This is a genomic window from Paenibacillus xylanexedens, assembly GCF_001908275.1.
GTDB lineage: Bacteria > Bacillota > Bacilli > Paenibacillales > Paenibacillaceae > Paenibacillus > Paenibacillus xylanexedens_A.
In genome coordinates, this window is record NZ_CP018620.1 from 581775 (window position 1) to 601182 (window position 19408).

The 19408-nt window shown below is 45.9% G+C and carries 13 protein-coding genes; 3 read left to right on the plus strand and 10 right to left on the minus strand.

The genetic code is table 11. The annotated features are described in order from the left end of the window. Positions 1-146 precede the first annotated feature (146 nt). On the plus strand, positions 147-1217 hold the full coding sequence (locus BS614_RS02420) for an SDR family oxidoreductase (RefSeq protein ID WP_074092827.1): 1071 nt from the start codon (positions 147-149) through the stop codon (positions 1215-1217). A gap of 60 nt (positions 1218-1277) precedes the next feature. On the opposite strand, the gene BS614_RS02425 is transcribed toward BS614_RS02420, so the two are convergent. The 7 genes from BS614_RS02425 to BS614_RS02455 form a co-directional block, all read right to left on the minus strand. Then, a complete protein-coding gene (locus BS614_RS02425; protein WP_074092828.1) occupies positions 1278-1652 on the minus strand; it encodes a winged helix-turn-helix transcriptional regulator in 375 nt (124 codons plus the stop codon). 30 nt (positions 1653-1682) lie between these two features. After that, the gene (locus BS614_RS02430) at positions 1683-2102 is read right to left on the minus strand and encodes a MarR family winged helix-turn-helix transcriptional regulator (protein WP_074092829.1); all 420 of its coding nucleotides are present in this window, start codon (positions 2100-2102) and stop codon (positions 1683-1685) included. Positions 2103-2168: 66 nt separating this feature from the next. Further along, positions 2169-2903, minus strand: a complete 735-nt coding sequence (locus BS614_RS02435; RefSeq protein ID WP_074092830.1) for an SDR family NAD(P)-dependent oxidoreductase — start codon at positions 2901-2903, stop codon at positions 2169-2171. Between the two features lie 356 nt (positions 2904-3259). After that, positions 3260-4225 (minus strand): SMI1/KNR4 family protein, encoded by a 966-nt coding sequence (locus BS614_RS02440; RefSeq protein ID WP_074092831.1) that lies wholly within the window; start codon positions 4223-4225, stop codon positions 3260-3262. 214 nt (positions 4226-4439) lie between these two features. Further along, positions 4440-6065 (minus strand): rhamnogalacturonan lyase B N-terminal domain-containing protein, encoded by a 1626-nt coding sequence (locus tag BS614_RS02445; RefSeq protein ID WP_074092832.1) that lies wholly within the window; start codon positions 6063-6065, stop codon positions 4440-4442. Between the two features lie 309 nt (positions 6066-6374). After that, complete coding sequence (locus tag BS614_RS02450; protein WP_074092833.1) at positions 6375-6815, minus strand: hypothetical protein; 441 nt, start codon at positions 6813-6815, stop codon at positions 6375-6377. Positions 6816-6820: 5 nt separating this feature from the next. Beyond that, complete coding sequence (locus BS614_RS02455) at positions 6821-7048, minus strand: hypothetical protein (RefSeq protein ID WP_074092834.1); 228 nt, start codon at positions 7046-7048, stop codon at positions 6821-6823. A gap of 489 nt (positions 7049-7537) precedes the next feature. Between BS614_RS02455 and BS614_RS02460 the strand changes: the two genes are divergently transcribed. Then, the gene (locus BS614_RS02460; RefSeq protein ID WP_074092835.1) at positions 7538-7849 is read left to right on the plus strand and encodes a hypothetical protein; all 312 of its coding nucleotides are present in this window, start codon (positions 7538-7540) and stop codon (positions 7847-7849) included. A gap of 174 nt (positions 7850-8023) precedes the next feature. Here the strand turns inward: BS614_RS02460 and BS614_RS02465 are convergent, their stop codons facing one another. From BS614_RS02465 to BS614_RS02475, 3 genes are all read right to left on the minus strand, one after another. Then, positions 8024-10132, minus strand: a complete 2109-nt coding sequence (locus BS614_RS02465) for a TerD family protein (RefSeq protein WP_074092836.1) — start codon at positions 10130-10132, stop codon at positions 8024-8026. A gap of 339 nt (positions 10133-10471) precedes the next feature. Then, positions 10472-14725 carry a DUF8202 domain-containing protein gene (locus tag BS614_RS02470; RefSeq protein ID WP_074092837.1) on the minus strand — a complete coding sequence of 1418 codons (4254 nt, stop codon included), beginning with the start codon at positions 14723-14725 and terminating at the stop codon, positions 10472-10474. A gap of 177 nt (positions 14726-14902) precedes the next feature. After that, the gene (locus tag BS614_RS02475; protein ID WP_074092838.1) at positions 14903-16039 is read right to left on the minus strand and encodes a response regulator; all 1137 of its coding nucleotides are present in this window, start codon (positions 16037-16039) and stop codon (positions 14903-14905) included. Between the two features lie 135 nt (positions 16040-16174). Between BS614_RS02475 and BS614_RS02480 the strand changes: the two genes are divergently transcribed. Next, a complete protein-coding gene (locus BS614_RS02480; RefSeq protein ID WP_084174372.1) occupies positions 16175-19306 on the plus strand; it encodes a hybrid sensor histidine kinase/response regulator in 3132 nt (1043 codons plus the stop codon). Positions 19307-19408: the final 102 nt, after the last annotated feature.

The following is a 19408-nucleotide window of genomic DNA, read 5'->3' on the forward strand; positions in this document are numbered from 1 at the left end:
CATCCATTGAAGTGCAATTATAACGCTCATATCCTGCTCCAGGCTCATATATTACTTCAAAGTACGTATATGACTTTGAGGTGCGTACTTCTCATCCTTCTTTTTCTGACCCACAATATGAACAGAAGAAGAGAGGAGCATGTCCATTGAAACCCGAACAATCCGTTACCCGTTACACCGCACTTGTCATTGGTGCCGGAGGCGTCATTGGAAGAAACCTTATTGACTATCTGATGACACTTCCGCAATGGAATGTCATTGGTGTATCTCGCCGCGGAGGGGAAGATGCCCCTAGGTTACGTTATATATCAGCTGATTTACTGAACGAAGCAGACACACAAGACAAACTGAGTCATTTAACGACCGTTACGCATATTTTCTACGCCGCGTATCAGGATCGTCCAACTTGGGCCGAATTGGTACAGCCCAACTTGGCCATGCTCGTTAATGTGGTGAATACCATCGAACCGATCGCTCCAAATCTCGAACATATTAGCCTAATGCAAGGATATAAAGTGTACGGCGCACATCTGGGTCCTTTCAAAACACCTGCCAAAGAAACGGACGCATATCATATGCCCCCTGAATTCAATGTCGATCAGCAACAGTTTCTCGAGGATCGGCAACCCGGAAGCAGCTGGACCTGGTCAGCTCTGCGCCCTTCTGTGGTATGTGGATTCGCCCTGGGTAATCCAATGAACCTTGCCATGGTTATTGGCGTGTATGCGTCTATCTCCAAGGAGCTTAACTTGCCATTACGATTTCCTGGGAAACCAGGAGCGTATCATTCGCTTCTTGAAATGACTGATGCGACATTGCTGGCTCATGCAACCGTATGGGCAGCAACCGAACCTCGCTGTGCCAATCAGGCATTTAATATCACCAATGGTGATCTGTTTCGCTGGAATGAGCTATGGCCCAAAATCGCTGCGTTTTTCGAATTGGAAACAGCACCTCCACTACCCCTTTCACTTGCAACAGTGATGACAGATAAAGAAAATCTTTGGAAGTCCATGATTGAAAAGTATGGTTTGGTACACACCCCTTATGATGATGTCTCTTCTTGGGCATTTGGTGACTTTGTCTTCTCGTGGGATTACGATTTCTTCGCAGATGGTTCCAAAGCTCGCCGCTTCGGATTCTATGATTTCATTGACACTGAGACTATGTTTATGGATATTTTCAGAAATCTACGTGATCGCAAGATCCTTCCGTAAATTAAACAAAATGCATAATAAGCCGATCCCTGAATTTCAGAGTCGGCTTATAAATGTCACTCAACGGTCCGTAGTAGTCGGAGGCTTAAACAGAATTTTTCCTCGATCACCATAAACATTCTCCACGTGTATATCGCCCCACCTACACATCAGATGAAGAATCTCTTTAAGGCTACACCCATACTCTGTTAACTCATACTCCACTTTAGGCGGGACCTGGTGATGGGAAATACGGACAATGACCCCCGCCTCCGTTAGTTCACCAAGTTGCTGAGTCAACACTTTCTGAGTGATCGCAGGGATCAGTTTCATCAGCTCACCATTACGTTTCTTACCAAAGGTAAGATGGAATAGAATAACAGGCTTCCACTTTCCTCCGATCACTTCAAGAAAAGCTTCCACTGCGGTGTTATATACTTTGAGCGGTTCCTCCATATCACCTTCTGTCTCCCTTCCAGCTATTGATCAATCTTCCCGATTCATCTTCTCAAAAATATGGACTAGTTGCGCTCGATCCTCTTCGTTTAATTTCTGGAATAAATTCTTGCGCAGCTTCTGGCCCTCCAATATTGCTCTTCCGAGGACTTCGGCCCCTTTATCCGTAATGTTCAAATAAATAATGCGACGGTCCGCTTCATCTACCATTCTGACGACTAATTCCTTGGCTACCATCTTGTCAGATAAATAACTGAGTGTAGGCGGAGTGAACCCTAACATTTTTGCAATATCCGAAGGTCGGCTTTTTCCATTTTGATGGAGATGGCTGAGTACAAGCACATGAGAAACACCGAGGTCCTCATTGAATGATTTGTTCCATTGTATGATCAATTTATTAGTGAAATTATCCATGTTGTGTATAAGCTCAAAAATGTTCTGTTCTTCCATTAGATCCTCCTCGAAAAAATAAACAACAGCCCTAATTTAACTTAAGGGCTGTCATCATTTTACACGCTATTGGGCTGAGTAGCCACCATCGATCACCAGTTCAGATCCTGTAATGTACGAAGAATCATCCGACGCCAGGAACAACGCTGCTTTGGCAATATCGATAGCCTGGCCCAGACGCTGCAAAGGCGTTGCCTGAATTAATCGTTCAAGCAGTTCCTTTGATGTGTTCAAGGATTGGGTCATAGGTGTTTCAATGATCCCAGGAAAAAGAGCATTCACCCGAATACCTTGACGTCCGAAGGTGGTCGCAGCGGCTTTGGATAATGCACGTACCGCGCCTTTAGATGCCGAGTAATGGTTAAAGCCTTGTCCAATTAAAGCGGTGTATGATGAGATATTGACGATGGAACCTTTCTTCTGGGCTGCCATATAAGGAGTGACATGTTTCATGCCAGCGAATGGGCCAAAACCATTAATGGAAAGCATTTTCTGCCAATCCTGTGCATTGATTTCCTCAAATGGTTTCTCCGAAGAAATTCCTGCATTGTTGACCAAAATGTCAATTTTCCCAAAACGTTCATTCACTACTTTCGCCAGTGCCTGCCAATCTTCATCCGAAGATACATTCAACTTCAGTCCGTACACATTCTCTTTTTGGCTTGCTCTCTCCAGTGCTTCCTCATTAATGTCTGCAGCAATGACGATGGCGCCTTCCTGCGCAAAAAGATCAACCATGCCCTCCCCGATTCCCGAGGCTCCGCCAGTAATAATGGCTACTTTATTCTCTAATTTTCCCATGTGAATTACTCCTAACGTATTTTATTTATTTGTAAGTAACAAGGGCTACTTTGTCTTTCATTTTTAACATGATGCATAAGCCCCTTTCTTGAAGAAACCAAAGTATTTAGACATATAATATTTAGATGACTAATTATTACATGTCTAAATACTAGCAAAGTAACTGCCTTAATGCAACGAGTACAGCTCTATATACTTATTTTGGATATCTTAGCGAAGCTAACGCAGTTGAAAAAAGCTCGGTTTGGGCGACATTTCCGACTTATCGCGCATAACTAGGCAACAAAAAAACTGCATCCGTCATTACGGATGCAGCCTTTTCAACGTTTCGTATCAAGAGAAGCTCATACCCTTACTTACAGTGAACCTTCAAGGTTTGCAGGTTGATTTTCCTCATTCAACAGACCTTGAATAAAGGTTTCAAAATTGGGCGCAAGCCAAGTAATCTTGTAGCTTTCTTTTTTATCCACATGAACAACCTCGGGCTCACCAGCATTGCCGGATTCACGATAATCCAGCATCACCACCTCCGAATCAGAAGGGCACTCACAGATAACAACACCGATTTCGGGGTAACCCCCCTGCTCGATGATAAATCGGCTGCCAGCTTCACCACCTAACGAATGTGCTTTCTCCCGCCCAATACCCAATATACCCGCGACCTCAACGCGGACCTTCTTGGCAGCCTCTGCTTGTTTAACAGGAAAATGCCTATAGTGGGGAACACCCCCATTATGTAATTTCATCATGTTAACATAGGAAGTTGGCAGCTTGAACACCAACTGCTCCTCCATTGACTCGACCTGTTCATCGGTAGGCGGGGCCAACACATATTTATCCACGGCTTCAGCACTGTCATTCCAAAAACCCATTGGTTCCAGATGGCTAACGCTAACAGGTGGGGTTGAGAGTTCATAGACAGATGGGACGTTATCCACGAGCTTCTCTGCGGATACCTCTGTGGGTTCCTCTGCTGTCTTGCTTCGAATCCATTCCAGAAACTCCAGCGTATCTTCATCTTCAGGGTCCAATTCATCCGCTCTTTCAAACGCCTGCAGTGCATGCGCATATTGCTCCAGATAATAATAAGCCAGTCCAATCCGATAATGCCAGAGTGGGTCACCTGTGCCCTCTTTAGCAACCGTCAGGAATTGTTCAACCGCTTCTTCATACTGTTCCAGGTTATTCAGCGCTCGTCCCAAATGGTTAACCAGCTCATAATCTCTTTCTTCCACAGGAATTGCTTGAATTGCATCTACAATTTCCTGAAATTCATCTTCTTCATGCCACTCTTGCAATTGAACCAACAGATCGTCTCTCATTCCTTTTTCCTCCCCGTTCATTCACTCATGATTACGTATTGAAAATTATACCACTATCCGGATCACCATCTCCAGCAAAGCAAGATCCTTAGGGATCTCATGAATCGATATCTTTTCATTTCGGATGACAAAGCTAAAAGAGGTAACCTGAACCCGGTTAAGAAAACCAGGCAGGCTACCTCCTCTATTCCTTCCACTATATTGAATTCTTCATTCAATTCAGCAACTCAACACAATCATAGACCCAGCCTGCACTTAACCAGTTACCTAAGTCACTGGAACCGCTGATCGGCGTAATCGTGATGGTATTGGAACCATTCACGAAGTAGGATGCTGGAACATTCCAGCTAAAGGTTGTGTTGTTCCCACGATACGTACCAATGGTGAAGCTACGAGAATTGGGCTGTGAAGATGCAGCAGGATTGGTTAAAGCATGTCCATTAACCGTTACACTAGGTCTGCCATTATTGTAAGCTGCGGTAATACCGATGTTGAGCATATGAGAAGATGCCGCTTGAGATGCATTCAAATTAAACGTTATTGTGGTTGGAGAATTCTGACCACGGAACTGGATTGCCGGGAATCGATTGGTCGCGCTACCGGTGGCATAGGTGACAGGTCCCCAGCTTGGGTTGCGACTATCGGAAGGGTGACGGATCGGAATCGTCTGTCCATTCAGGAACTCCCGTGGTGTACCATCCCAGTTACCGATTCGCCAGATGTTAGAGGCTTTACTCGGGTCATTGTTGATCGTACGTGTATTCAGTGTTGTCGTTTGCCCTGCGGTGACATTAACCGTTTCCGTATATACGGCCAGTTCTCCCTTATAGGCTGTCATAGTGTACGTGCCCGGGATCATACTGTATTTGGCGGCGGCCCCACTTGAAGACGCCCCCACCCAATACTGGGCATTGCTATTGGCGAAGCCAATTGTGTATGCATAACCCGTATCCATCCCGGAGAGGCCATTAAGCACTACGTTCCCCCGACTGGATACCCAACCCTGCAGATTCAGACCAGACATCCAACTGAAGTCGGGTACACTTGGCGTACCTCCGGTTGTAAAGATTAAAGCGTACGGCCCATGCAGACCCAGGCGCCAATTCTCCGTCTGTGCATGTCCCGAGTTCATATAGTTATATACTTCCGTCTCGGTTCCACTTTGGAATTGGATGTCGCGGAAGAATGGACCACCAGAGCTTTTTTCCCGATTGCCGTAGGCCATAAATACACCGACGCCATTACCCGTAACTCCACGAACGGATAAGTCTTTGGCCTGATCATTTCCATAATATTTGGAGGCCGACTGTCCATTTGCAAACCCGAACACATCCTGGCTTTCAATCGCTCCAGTGTTACCCCGATTATTGGAATTCGCCGGAACACCTGTCAACACACTACCATTGCCACGGAAAATGTATCGCAGCTCCCCGATCGAAGGTTGAGCCGTGATATGCGTTGCCATGTAAATGATGTTCTCGCCACCACGCGAAGCATAATAGTGAGTCAGTGTGCTTGTGGAAACCGTGATTAACACGGTTGATCCTGAAGGAGAGGTATTCCACGTCACATTGGCGGAGGAACCCAAACCTGAACCGATGTGTGATCCTCTATTGCTGTTCAGCTCCGTACCGTTCATTTTGGCTGAGATAATATCCCCATTGGTTTTGTTCACCACATAGACTAACCCTGAACCAGTGTTTACTTCAATTCTGGAGCCATTGTCTGTGACCTGGATGGTGGCTGCATGGCTTGTGGAGGCAGGGAAAACCAGGATCGTGGAAAACATGACGATGAGCAAAAGCATACCTATTCCCTTTTTAACGAAACGTTGAGTCACGCAAATACCCTCCTGATAGATCATATTAATGAAGCGCTTACATTTAAGTGTATAGCAGAGCTTCTAGGATGATCTTCTGTGTGTCTCCCATAGACGCGTTTCATATGAGGTCAGATATTACAGAACCACTACATGTTACTCGTTTGCATCTTTGCCACCTGTCCCCCCTGTTCCAAGTATTTTATGGGCTGATCGAATGAACTACTTACAATCACAACACTATAATACATTATATTCCATATTACCACAACGGCATTGACCGTCAGAAAAACATATCAACTCCCGCGGCTAGAAAGACAGGAACGGTACTCATGTTTCATACCCCGCCGCCTTGGCCACCGTCACATATGCCCAATCTTCTCCACGCCTGATCGGACTGCTTCCATCGTCTTGAAACTTGATGACCGCATCGTCATACTGCTGTTTCTGCATCTCGCTTAAACTCGCAATGTATCGCTGTCTCGCCTGTTCGAACTGCACTTCTGTGCCGTAGCGATAGTAAAAATACGGGCTGAGTATCCATTTGGGCATCTGTTCCTTTTCTTCTATGACACATGAAGGATCAGATACAAGCTGCTCGATCAATGGCATTTCGTGCTGTGTAATATAATCAGTAATCGATAGGATGCTGTCCTTAAATGCCTCTTTTCCGAATAATTCATACCATGTCAGCTCCGAATGCTGATAGTAGCTCTCCGGCAGACCTGCATGTGACTTTCGCTTGTTATGCGTAACTTTACAGTGCACCATAACTTCTATACTCGTTCCTGCTGCATTATATCTGTTCCCTGAAGATAGATGGATAGCAACAATTCCTGCGTTTTCATCTCGAGTGCTTTGCGGGATTTGATAAACTTGAAGCCAGTGAGTGGCGACAAGTCTCGCAGTGATTTTAATGTATACTCTATCAACTCATGAGTTGATGAATGCTCGTTAAATGCATACTGGCTCAATATGGAATCCATCATTGTATTTTTGTTCATTGTAGATCACTCCTTTGAAAAAGAAAGCAACAACCTCATAGTCACGCCAAGGTTACTATAAAATGGAATTCGTAGTCAAATGAAGTCATGTTAACAGTGGAACGTCAGCATGTGGAACCCGAGGGCTGCAATCAATCACAATTCGATTTTCCACGTTTCATTAGCTTGTATGTCAGATGAAAATGAATCTCTCATTCGATATGTTCTTGTTTATCTTCTGACTATATTTCTTTTCATCCTCTGTCTTCTGAGTCAGCCAAAAAGGAACTACCTTGCGGCTACTCCTTCTTCGCTAGTTTCTGTCGGGCATTTCTTAGAATCCAGATAAAACTTTGCATTTCTTTCTATAATAATTAAACAGAAATTCCTTATTTCCTGTTAGTTCACACATTATTCATTGAATAAAAATTATATGTTAATACGTATATATTTATGGATAATAATGCTATATACTGGGTTTGTATTCCAAATAAAGAAAGGGAGATTAAGATGAAAAAGAAGATTATGATTGGTCTGTTAACTGCCGTTGCATGCATGACTATTGGTTCAACTTCTTTTGCAACTAGTGTCACTATACCAAACAACAACGCTGTGGAAAGTGTACATGCTGCTCCTTTCGCCACTAAATATGTTAAAATTCAACAAATTTTACCGAAGTCTCTATATCCTACTCTCGGGGATATCCCTACAACATTGAACTATGCTGAAAACGACATGTATGGTGTTTTGCAGTTGTTATCAATGGACCGTCAAACTGGCTACACTTGGACAGTTACCTATGGAGGATATATTTCTAATTAATTGTGAGTAAGCCGGAAAGAGAATACACCCAAGGAAATACTGAAAGGTGCATTCTCTTTCTTAATGAATTACAACAAATATTTGTTCCATATCTGTAATTAGGTCTAACTCTAGTCGTGTTTCCACTTATTCAGTTGTAATCACACCACTCTGTTCCAACTCGTCCCACACTGCTCAGGCAAGATACTCCGCCATAATCTGCTCGATATCATATGGCGTCACGCCTTCATCGACCGCATAGATGGTATCGGCCTGATCCTTCGTGTCCACCAGCTCACCTCTCGCTTTGGCGTGCAGCATGAACAAGTCATACAGATCGGGTTTGCGTAAAGTCGTTAGTGCTTTACCCATCAGGACTATACCTTTCTGATTCCCCTCTACGTTATTGTAGTAATCCGGATGGCTTGTCAGCGCCAGGTCTGTCCAGATGACGTTACGTTCAACCAGGTCCATAATGACAGGGATCGCAATCTGCGTATCCGCGGTAATATCGATTTTGTTCGCTACGGTGGACGGCTCGAAGATCTCGCCAGAACCCGGCTTCTTCCGCATCATCCAGCCCACAAAACATTCCGGCAGATCACAATACGGGTGACTCGTGAACGAAAGCAGTGTCGCCACCACATATCGCCCACCATAAGCCACAATGGATGGAATATGCAGATCAATGAACTCACTTGCTCCGTTAGGTGCAGTCACGATATCTCCGCTATGGACAGCCTTATAGTTAGAGGATCGCAGATTCGTATAGGAAATATGCTCCACATAGTTCCAATCCTTATCGTACATCACCGCAGACAAGTCAATGTCCACGCGCCCTGTAGATTTGCCAACCACGTCCCCCTCTTTCCACCAGTTGAAGAAACGAATCGTATCTCCCTCGGCCATCGGCACACGACTCCCACGTACGATAGTATGCAGAGCCTTGCTCGCCGATCTCTGGGAAAAGGGCACCAGATAATCATGAAGCTGCGGATCGACATAGGTCTTTCCAAGCGGGGCAAGGGCAGCGAAGCGCTCTACCAATGCCTGTTCGCACAATTGCACGACATTCTGACACGCGGCTTCATCGATCTCTGGCAGCTCATTGGGAACAGCAAAAGCTTTGGCTACATTGCCTTTCGGGAAGAAGACACGCAGATCCTGCGGTTCATTACGCTGTGCAAAATGCTGTCTCACCTGCAATAACACCGGGGTAGAGACTTGCTCCAGTACCTCAACAAATGCCAGCAGTACATACGCTTCATCTTCGGTCATCCGCAGCAAGTGATCCAGTCTTCTCGCGAATTCACCTGGACGCTGTGACAACAGATCGATCAGACTCCAGACATTCCGATATTGGAAGGCAAGCTCCACACTTCCGTTGAAGGTCGAATAAGGCTTATTATTACGCAAAATAGCAAAGGCTTCTTCGCATTGCGGATACCGAAGCTTATATTCCGAAGGATGCAGAATTTCGCCAAGGCGTATCCAGCGATCCTTATATCGCAGCATATCCTCCGTGATGGAGCCGCATTGCTCCAATAATCCGAGCAAAAGGCGTCTCTCACGGCGTTTGAATTTTCGGAAGGGAGAAGCCATTGCGAGGCTGACATCACCATCGGACCAGGCAACAGCCAGACGCAGGACATCACTTGCCGTTTTGAAATATGGACCCATCCGGTCGATGTTCGCTTTTTCATGCTTCAACAGCGAGGCGACCACGAAGCCCACATTTTCTTTGAACGGAATCTCAGCGGGTAATAGCGCATCCACGTCTTCCGGGTCCGCATGCTCCAATACCGTGTCGATATCCGCCTTGTCTGTTTCCGAGATGGAACCTTTTGCTTCAATGATCTGACGGATGAGTGTCTGGAATGCTTGCTGGTTTCCCAGTCCAATGACTTTCAAGTCCGTCTTCTCCAGCAAAGGCATTCTCTCCACAGATTGTTGATCCGGATAGACCACAGTCAGGTTGGTCAGATAATGAATAATCGCATTGAGATATAACTCGGCCTCATCTGCTTGCATCACCTGCATTGGGAATCCTGCATACATCGGTGTGTACTTCACATGTGCGCCAACCATCACTCTCAGATCAGCCACAAGTTGAATATATACCGCTTCAAATTGCTCCTTGGACAGCTGCCGCATCGCCTGCATTAACTCATCCGAGAAGGTGTATCCGAGTGCTTCAATATTTTTGAGGGCAGTCGCGAGGTGTGTCTTCGGCAACTGATGCTTCCCTTCGTTTGATTCGATAATGAGTTTGTTCGCTCTGCGCAAATAGATTGTATTGTTCATGATAAAAGAGTCCAGGAAAGCCACATCCCTATATAACATGAAAGGTTAGGGTTAGAAGGAAGGAATGTGATAGCCTGGACGCCTCCTCTCTGAAATGAAATCTTCAGGAGAGCTACGACCCTATTTTCGCCAATGAAGTTAGAAGGAAGGATCGCAATAGCCTGAAGACCAGCGGTTCGAAGTTTGTCACCCGAACCTCTGGTGAACCCATCATCTCAAATTCCACGATCTGCCAACAGGGCGAAAGTATTACGACATGAATTTAAGAATTTAATGAAAAAAGAAAAAAGCCCTTGCCGACCCCCAATGTCAGCAAAGGCTTTTCATTTTAGATTGTGTTTATTGATCAATCAAGTCTGTTACCTTCAACATTCTTGCAATCAATGCAGTGACCTCGGCACGAGTCATCGTGGTCTTCGGACTCAGCACCTCCGGCCCATTACCTTGGATGATTCCGGCTGCAATCAACTGGGCTACATCTTCTTTTGCCCAATTCGATACATCGGCTGCATCACTGTAACGTTCCAGTTCAGAGTTCATCTGATCCGGGCTGATTGCCGCTTCCGGTTCAATCAGACGGTAGGCACGAGCAACCATAGCAAATCCTTGCTCACGTGTGATCTCCTGATTACCGTTGAAATTCCCATTATCGTAACCGCGAACGATACCGAATTCATTTGCAAGAGCTACCGCAAAGCGGAACCATGCGGAATCGTTAACGTCAGGGAATAGATTCTGTGGTGCATCCTGACGCATTAAGCCCAGTCCAAGCACAACAATCTCTGCAAACTCAGAACGAGTAACCTGACGGTTCGGTGAGAATGTGTTATCTCCGTTACCTTGCAGATCTAATCTCGCAGCGATGTTGTTCACATCGGTTTTGCCCCAATGGGATCTGGCATCTTCAAAATCCTGTGGATTCCAGATTACCGAGTAACTTCCGCTGCTACGCAAGTCATTAATGAGCGCATAGTAACGACTACTGATCTTCGTAACAACCGTTGGTACATGGAAAATGCTACCGTCCGGGTTGATAATCACGCCTGTTGTAATCCGGTTCGGGTCGATACCTTCAGGAAGTGCAATATACTTCGGTGCATAACCGTTCAGCTGGCCGGATCGCACGGTCTGTCCATCTTTCGTAAACGTTAGATCCAGATCAACCGGTGTAACAAGTAGCTCGTATCCTTGGGATGCGGCTCTTGTCTCGGCGCTGTCAATCAAAGCATCCGAGGAACGTGCGATATCAACATGGACATCAATATCATTCAACGCTGCATTGCCAAGCTGTCTGGACACACCATTCACGTCCATTTTACCGCCAGGTACCGGATAGATTGCCAGCGGATTGCTAATGTTTAGTTTGGAACCTTGATCCACTAATTGTTTCAGTGTTTCGAGGGTTAAACCGTCCACCTTCATATCCCCATCATTCGGTGAATGAATGGCGAACTGCTGGCCTGTGCCTTGTGACATGGCAACATTCAGCTTGGCTGGATCAACTTGAACCAATGTTTCTTTGTTGTCAGATGGTTTGGATGTAGCAAATGGTTGATGGTTACCATCCCGAGTTGTTTCCAGATTATCCTTCACGGGTGCCGGAGTTGGCGTTGGTACTGGCGCAGGTGTAGGTGTAGGTGCTGGTGTACTTCCACTGTTACCTCCTGTATTTCCACCGCCGCCATTGTTGCCTCCATTGTTGTTTCCATTGTCACTGGATGCTCTAGTCACGTTGATTTTATACGTCGTAACATTGCCAATTGAATCCGTTACTCTAACAACGATCTTATTTCCGCCAACTTGAAGAGGTAGATTCTCACTTGCACTACCACTTGTAACCTCGTTCCATTCTCCATCTCCAACAGCAATTTCAATCTTCCCAACTGGATCAAGTGCCGTTGGCGTTAACTGGAATTGATATACGCTATTCGGTACAGAGATGGTGTACGTATCTTTAGCTGGATCAAATGCCGGGGACAAACTTCCCACGGAAGGGACCAGCGTTTGTAACGTTGATATGTCATTACCAATCACTTTTGTAAGTCCCGTTCTTGCATCAGTCAGATCCAAAAGTGCTTTGTCTACCTGCGCTTGGGTCGCTGTCGGATCATTCAACACTCGCTCTGCTTCGTTCATTGCATTATCCAGTGCTGTCCAGCTCGCTGGTGTATAAGCTGACTCTTCCAGGCTTTCACCTGTAATTTCAGTTACTTTCGCTTGCAAAGCTGATTTATCTACATCTGGTACAGATGTTGTAGGGATTAGGCCCGTTCTTGCATTACTCAGATCCAGAAGCGCCTCATCTACCTGCGCTTGGGTTGCCGTTGGATCATTCAGCACTCGCTCTGCTTCGTTCATTGCATCATCCAGTGCTGTCCAGCTCGCTGGCGTATACGCTGATTCTTCCAGGCTTTCACCTGTAATTTCAGTTACTTTCGCTTGCAAAGCTGATTTATCTACATCTGGTACAGATGTTGTAGGGATTAGGCCCGTTCTTGCATCAGTCAGATCCAAAAGTGCTTTGTCTACCTGCGCTTGGGTCGCTGTCGGATCATTCAACACTCGATTTCCTTCATTCATCGCATCTTTGAGTGCTTCCCAGCTCGCTGGTGTGTACGCTGACTCTTCCAGGCTTTCACCTGTAATTTCAGTTACTTTCGCTTGCAAAACTGATTTATCGACAACGGGTACAGATGTTGTAGGGATTAGGCCCGTTCTTGCATCTGTCAGATCCTGAAGTGCCTTATCTACCTGCGCTTGGGTCGCTGTCAGATCATTCAACACTCGATTTGCTTCATTCATCGCATTATCCAGTGCTGTCCAGCTCGCTGGTGTGTACTCCTCTTCGTCCAGTTCACCTGTTTCGATCTTATCTTTAATCTCATCGATTTTGGCTTTCAACTTCGCCTTATCAATTACAACAACATAACTTTTCGTATTTGATGCTTCTGAATCTGCATATGCTGGATTGTTCGTCTTCGCTGTTACTGTCACCGTGTAGGCTCCAGCTTCCAGCGGCGGGTCCAATTGCGAAAGGTTAAGTACCGTTCCAGGCACCTCCACTGTCCGCTTTGTGCCGTCTTCCAGTTCGATTGTCACCTCATATTTATCTGCATGCTCAACTGCTTCCCATTTCAACTCATCGTCAGTCAGTGTGATGTCTGGCGCCGACAAAGGAGTGGCAGCAGTCACAATGGTAAAGTATGAATTTGGACCGAAATTTGAGGTATTAAGGGTTACTTGGTCGTTCTCAATTAAATGGTATGAGTCTTGGTCATCAAATTGAGCATCATCGCTGATTACAACATATTGAGGTAACGCCGGGTTACCTCCCGTTTCGGCTACCTGAAGTGTAATCTGTGATTCAGTCCAGTTTGCTTTCTGTACCTTGTAGATACGCTCCATCCCAAGCAGTTTTTTCTCATCTTTCATAATTGGCTTCTTGAATTCAGTACTTGCTCCATTGTCACCAAACGTAAAGAAAGAAGAATCGTTTGAGAATTCATTTTCATTAGCAGAATTTGTTTCCTCGATACTGTTGCCCAATGCAATCGTCACTACGGACCCCAGTGCCTGCGCTTTGGCTTGTTTCTGCATCAAGCCACTCTGATCATCTCGACCGATGCTTGTAATGCGATGGGTATAGACTGCGTTCTCCTGGGCATCCCAGATCGTAGCCATGTTTGAATCGACATATGAATTTGCTGTCGTCTGATCCATCGTGTAGCCATATTTGATCGCCAGATATGTGCTGACTTTTTGGCGTTCTGCGTCCGTAAGAGCATGGTCAAATACGATAATTTCTTCAATCGTACCCTGCCAATGTTCAATGCCCGTAGCTGCTGGGATCAGCTTACCGACTACTGCTCCGCCAGAGTTACCAGTATCCCATAGCTTAACATTATCTTTTCCCCAGTCATTTAGTTGCTGTACCTGCTTCATTTTACTGTACAATCTAGCTTGGTTTATACCAGTATCTCCGCCTGTCCAAGTAACAAATTGCTCGTTCGGGAAAGTCGTGCCCAAGAATCCTTCAGGGGTGTATAATGTTTGGTTCCTATCACTGTTAAATGTCGTCAAGCCGCCCCTTGTATTATTCTGAAGCATCCCCATTCCCGTATAAGCATTCGGTGTTTGTACTCCCCATGAAATAATATAATTGAGGCCTCCCGTTTTATTGGTTTTGCTAACGGTAATGATCGATCTGGGGCTCTTCCCTTGAGGAAGCTTACTTACATCCAGATTCATAAAACTACTCGTGCCGTTATATTCCAATACCGGATTGAAATTGATATTATGATTTTTATCATCCCAATAGGTCGGTTGATTAGCTTCCGTACTTTGGGTTGCATTGTTTATTTTACTGCCTTGATCTTCCCAGATACTCACCTTTTCGCCGCTGGCAACTCCGCTTACCCGCTCTGGTCGTAGCCATAGTGAAGGGGATCCAACTCCGCCCGGACCAACAGGAGTCTGGTTAGTCGACTCCGCTTGAGCCAAACTCATGGGCAACGTTCCAATCGCTAGAATAAAGGAAAGAACCAGCATGGAAATTCTTTGCCATGGTTTCTTCCGGATTTTTGCTGTGTACATAGTTTCCTCCTACTTAATATGTTATTTTTGGACTGCTTACTGACTCAAAACATCATATCTACCCTCATCTTGCTTATTCTACACATGGCCTCTTACCAAACTCTTACCAAACCTTTCACTAGCAAATACAACAAAAAACAGCCTTGCAAATGAAGCTGCAAGGCTGTATATTTCCAATTAACTATTCGAATTTTTCCATTGTTGGTACCATAACTCAACTTCCAGGCCAGGACGTATTCCTGCCTCTTGTTCTAAAGCGATAACCAACTGATTATATTGAGCGACCACAGGATCTTTATTGCCTAATCGATCGTAGGTCTTCATTAAGGCCAGTCCGACTTCCTCCAATGATGGTTCAAATTGCTGTACCCGGTAATATAACGTGAGTGCTTCCGTATTCTGTCCCAGTTCGATGTAATATTGTGCAAGTTGCATGGCATGATTACGCCATAGTGCATGCAAGCGCTGACGCTCCAGTTCAGCCCATACGTAATCGTCCTCACCATAATATTTGCCTTCATATTGATCTGAGGTCTGCCGATGTTCAGTTATTGTAGACGAAGATAATAGAGGCAATCGGGTAAGACGACTCTCCCATTCTTCCGCATCAATCCTGAATTCACCCGTTTCCAATAGATAACCAAACTGTTGATAACGAATGACCATCTTGTCCTCACCCATGAATTCGTTCATCATGCTGCGTAAGCGATGGATCCCACTGTGCAGATTGGATATACCTCTCCGCTCATCCAACTCTGGCCACAACAGTTCAAGTAGCGTATCCCGTTTAATCGGTTTGTTCCGATGGTGGAGCAAATAGGCGAATAACTCTCTAATCTTGGTTGTTCTGAACTTCATATGTTTTGGTGGCTCATTTGGGTGCACTTGGACTTGGAGCATCCCCAGACAACGGATCAACATGGATGGCCCTTCTGTTATATTCAGACTTGCTGACACCGTTCGGCGTTGATACATCTTCATCGTTTTTTCCAAACGGTCACGCGTTACAGGCTTCATAATATAGTCCAGCACTTCAAGCCCATAGGCTGTCAGTGCATGTTCGTTATATGCGGTTGTGAAAATAACTTCTGTTCCAGGAGAAACCTCATGGATACGTTCGGTCGCCTCGATCCCGTTCATCCCCGGCATTTGAACGTCCATGAAGACGATTTCCGGCAGATGAATTTCGATCTGATCTATGGCTTCCTGTGCCGTCAGAAAAGAGCCGATAACTTCGCAATCCTCTCTCTCTTGCAACAGTTTGTTCAACCTGCTCAGAGCGAGATATTCATCATCTACCAAAATCACTCTCATATGCACAACTCCTCTGGCTCACTGATCACCCTTTAATCTATAATTTTACCATAAATCCTGACGTGGGACCGCTATCATTTAAATATAGAATCTATGTTCCGGTATTCAAAAAAATGTTCATCTTTGGCAGAGGGCATGCAGGAATTTGAAGTAAACTGTCGAAAACTAAAGTCTGCCATGAAACCAATAACCTATAAAAAGATACCCCGATATGTAGTGCTGTCGATTCTATTCCTGACTATTTTGCTTGGCTTTCGCTGGATATGGTCCGAGACTTTCACTATACCCGCACATCCTGAACCCATTGAAGGCTTGTTAGACCTTCGAGGCTGGGACCTAGCCAACACTTCACCTATATCCCTGGATGGAGAATGGGAGTTTTATCCCCAGACGTTAATCTCTAATCGTGACGTGAAAATAGCGGATAACCCATCCACACCGATTCAAGTTCCCGGTGACTGGCGTAATGCATTACCACAATCCTCATCGTCGTTTGGATATGGGACATACCGTCTTCGTATACTTTTAGATCCATCTGTGGAGGAAGTCTCTCTCTGGGCTCAGAAAATCCAGACATCATCGATCATCGAGATGAACGGGACCATTGTTGCTCAATTCGGCCAACCTGCCACTCATGCCGAAGCCTATCGACCAGAAAGGACTGCATTTACAACTTCCTATGTGCTTGACGGTTCTACCGAACTCAATCTTTTGGTGCAAACAGCCAATTTTGACGATCCTTATAGCGGAGGGATCACGCGCTCTCTCTATTTTGGTTCTCCAGAAGCCATTGGCAGTGAACGAGGGCTATCCATTGACTTGCAAAAGATTACATTCGCTATATTGCTTTTGCACAGCCTATACGCTTTTGTCATGTTTCTGTTTATCCGGAAGGAACGAGCTCTGCTGACGTTCTCGATGCTAACGCTGGTAGCTGCCCTAACGGTCGCTTCCGACCATGACAATCTGTTATTAAGTTGGATTCCACTCAACTTCACTTGGATCGTTAAGGCCAAAGCGTTGTCCTATCCGTTGTTCGCATTCTTTCTTTTACAGATGGCTAGAAGCTTCTCCCATAGTCTACAATGGCGTAAACTGTTCCGTATCTATGCCAGCGTGCTTGGCGTTTACTGTTTATTTTTACTCGTCGCACCAGTGACCTTGATCTATCATGTACTTGAGATTGGGCTCTCTGATTTCCTTTATCTGTTTGCCATCGGCTGGTCTGTGTACCTATTCTTCCGAATGGCAGCCGAGAAACGAAGGGACGCAAGCTTTTTGCTCTTTGCGGCTACTAGCAGCCTATCAAGCGTGTTATGGGGAATTGTGAACTCACATAGCGAAATTACCAACGTGTATTATCCGATCGATGTGATTGCGGCCATGTTTGGCTTCTCCGCCTATTGGTTCAGAAAATACTTCCGCAATTCAAGTGAGATCGAGAAGTTGTACGAACAGCTCAAAGAAGAGGATCGCCAGAAGGATCAGTTTCTTGTGAATACGGCTCATGAATTGCGTACACCGCTGCACGGGATCATCAATATCGCCGAGAGCATCGCGGTTCGTGAACGTCGTAAATCAGGTGGGCAGCAGGCAGAAGACATGAAGCTGTTAGTTACTATCGGCCGACGCATGTCCCAACTGGTGGATGACCTCCTTGATGTCATTCGTTTGAAAGAAAAACGTATTACGCTTCAGAAGAAACCTTTATCTCTTGCATCTGTCATTCCAGGCGTGATCGGTATGTTCCGATTCATGGCAGAGGGCAAGCCCATCCATATGCAGGTGGATATTCCAGAATCACTGCCGTTGATTCAGGCAGATGAGAGAAGACTTGTTCAGGTGCTCTACAACCTGTTGCATAATGCGCTCAAATTTACCGATGAGGGTACAATTACCGTGTCCGTTCGTGAACATGGAGAGTACGTCTTGATTCAAGTTTCAGATACAGGTGTTGGTATGAGTGAGGAGATACAACAGCGAATATTCGAGGCCTATGAACAGGGGACCCCAGAGGCTCGTTTAAGCGGAGGAATCGGCCTCGGTCTCAATATCAGCAGGCAGCTCACAGAACTCCATGGCGGCCAACTCACCGTGCAATCCGTACCTGGGCAAGGATCGACCTTCCAGATCTCGCTTCCACGGGAAGACACCGCATCGTTATCGGACCAGACTGAGCAGCAATGGGACGCTCACAGCTTCGATGAAATTGCGATTGCAGAGCCGCAGCAGCAGACCGTCTCTCAAGATAAGACTGCCGCAAGAATTCTTGCCGTCGATGATGATCCTGTAAACCTGCGAGTACTGATCTCCATGCTTGCGAATGAACCGTATCATATTCAACCCGCGGCCTCGGCGCTTGAGGCACTCGAGTTACTGGATAAAGAGCCGTGGGACTTACTGATTGCCGATGTCATGATGCCTCATATGTCCGGTTATGAACTGACCGAGAACGTACGCAAGCGTTATTCGGTATCCGAGCTTCCCATCCTGTTGCTGACAGCCCGTAACGAACCAGCGGATGTATACGCCGGATTCATGGCCGGTGCTACGGATTATGTCACCAAGCCCGTGGATGCCGTTGAATTAAGGCATCGCATCGGGTCTCTGATCGTACTGAAACAATCCATTGATGAGCGACTGCGCATGGAGGCTGCTTACTTACAAGCACAGATTCAGCCCCATTTTCTTTTTAATACGCTCAATTCAATCATGGTTCTTAGTGAGATGGACACGGAGCGAATGCAGAAACTGGGCGATGCTTTTATCGAGTACCTTCAGACCAGTTTTCATTTTGTTAATTCGGAGAAAATGGTTGAGGTCACTCATGAGTTGGATCTCTCCCGCGCCTATCTCTACATTGAGAAAGAACGATTCATGCATCGGTTGAACGTCATCTGGGATATTCCCGATGATCTTGATCTATCTCTGCCGCCACTCACCATTCAACCGCTCATTGAGAATGCTGTTCGACATGGTATTCTCAGCAAAGTTGAGGGTGGAACCGTGCATATCCGAATCATCAACCAAACAGCGTCCACCTTGATTGAGATCGAGGATGACGGTGTGGGGATGCAGCCCGAGCAGATCGAACGGGCACTAGCGTGGCCCAAGAAAGGTCCCGGTGGAACTGGAGGCATTGGATTAACCAATACACATCGCCGGTTGACCCAGATGTATGGACAAGGTTTGACCATCGTCAGCTCGCCGGGCCAAGGTACGAAAGTTTCCTTTGTCATCCCTTTGGACCGCAGCATGAGAGGCTGAGAGATAAGATCGTTCTATAACTCTACAGCGGCATACTGTACGATCCATATCCGTTTGCTTTGTGTAAGGTCTACGGGGAAAGCGGGGAAAGCGATGATAGCG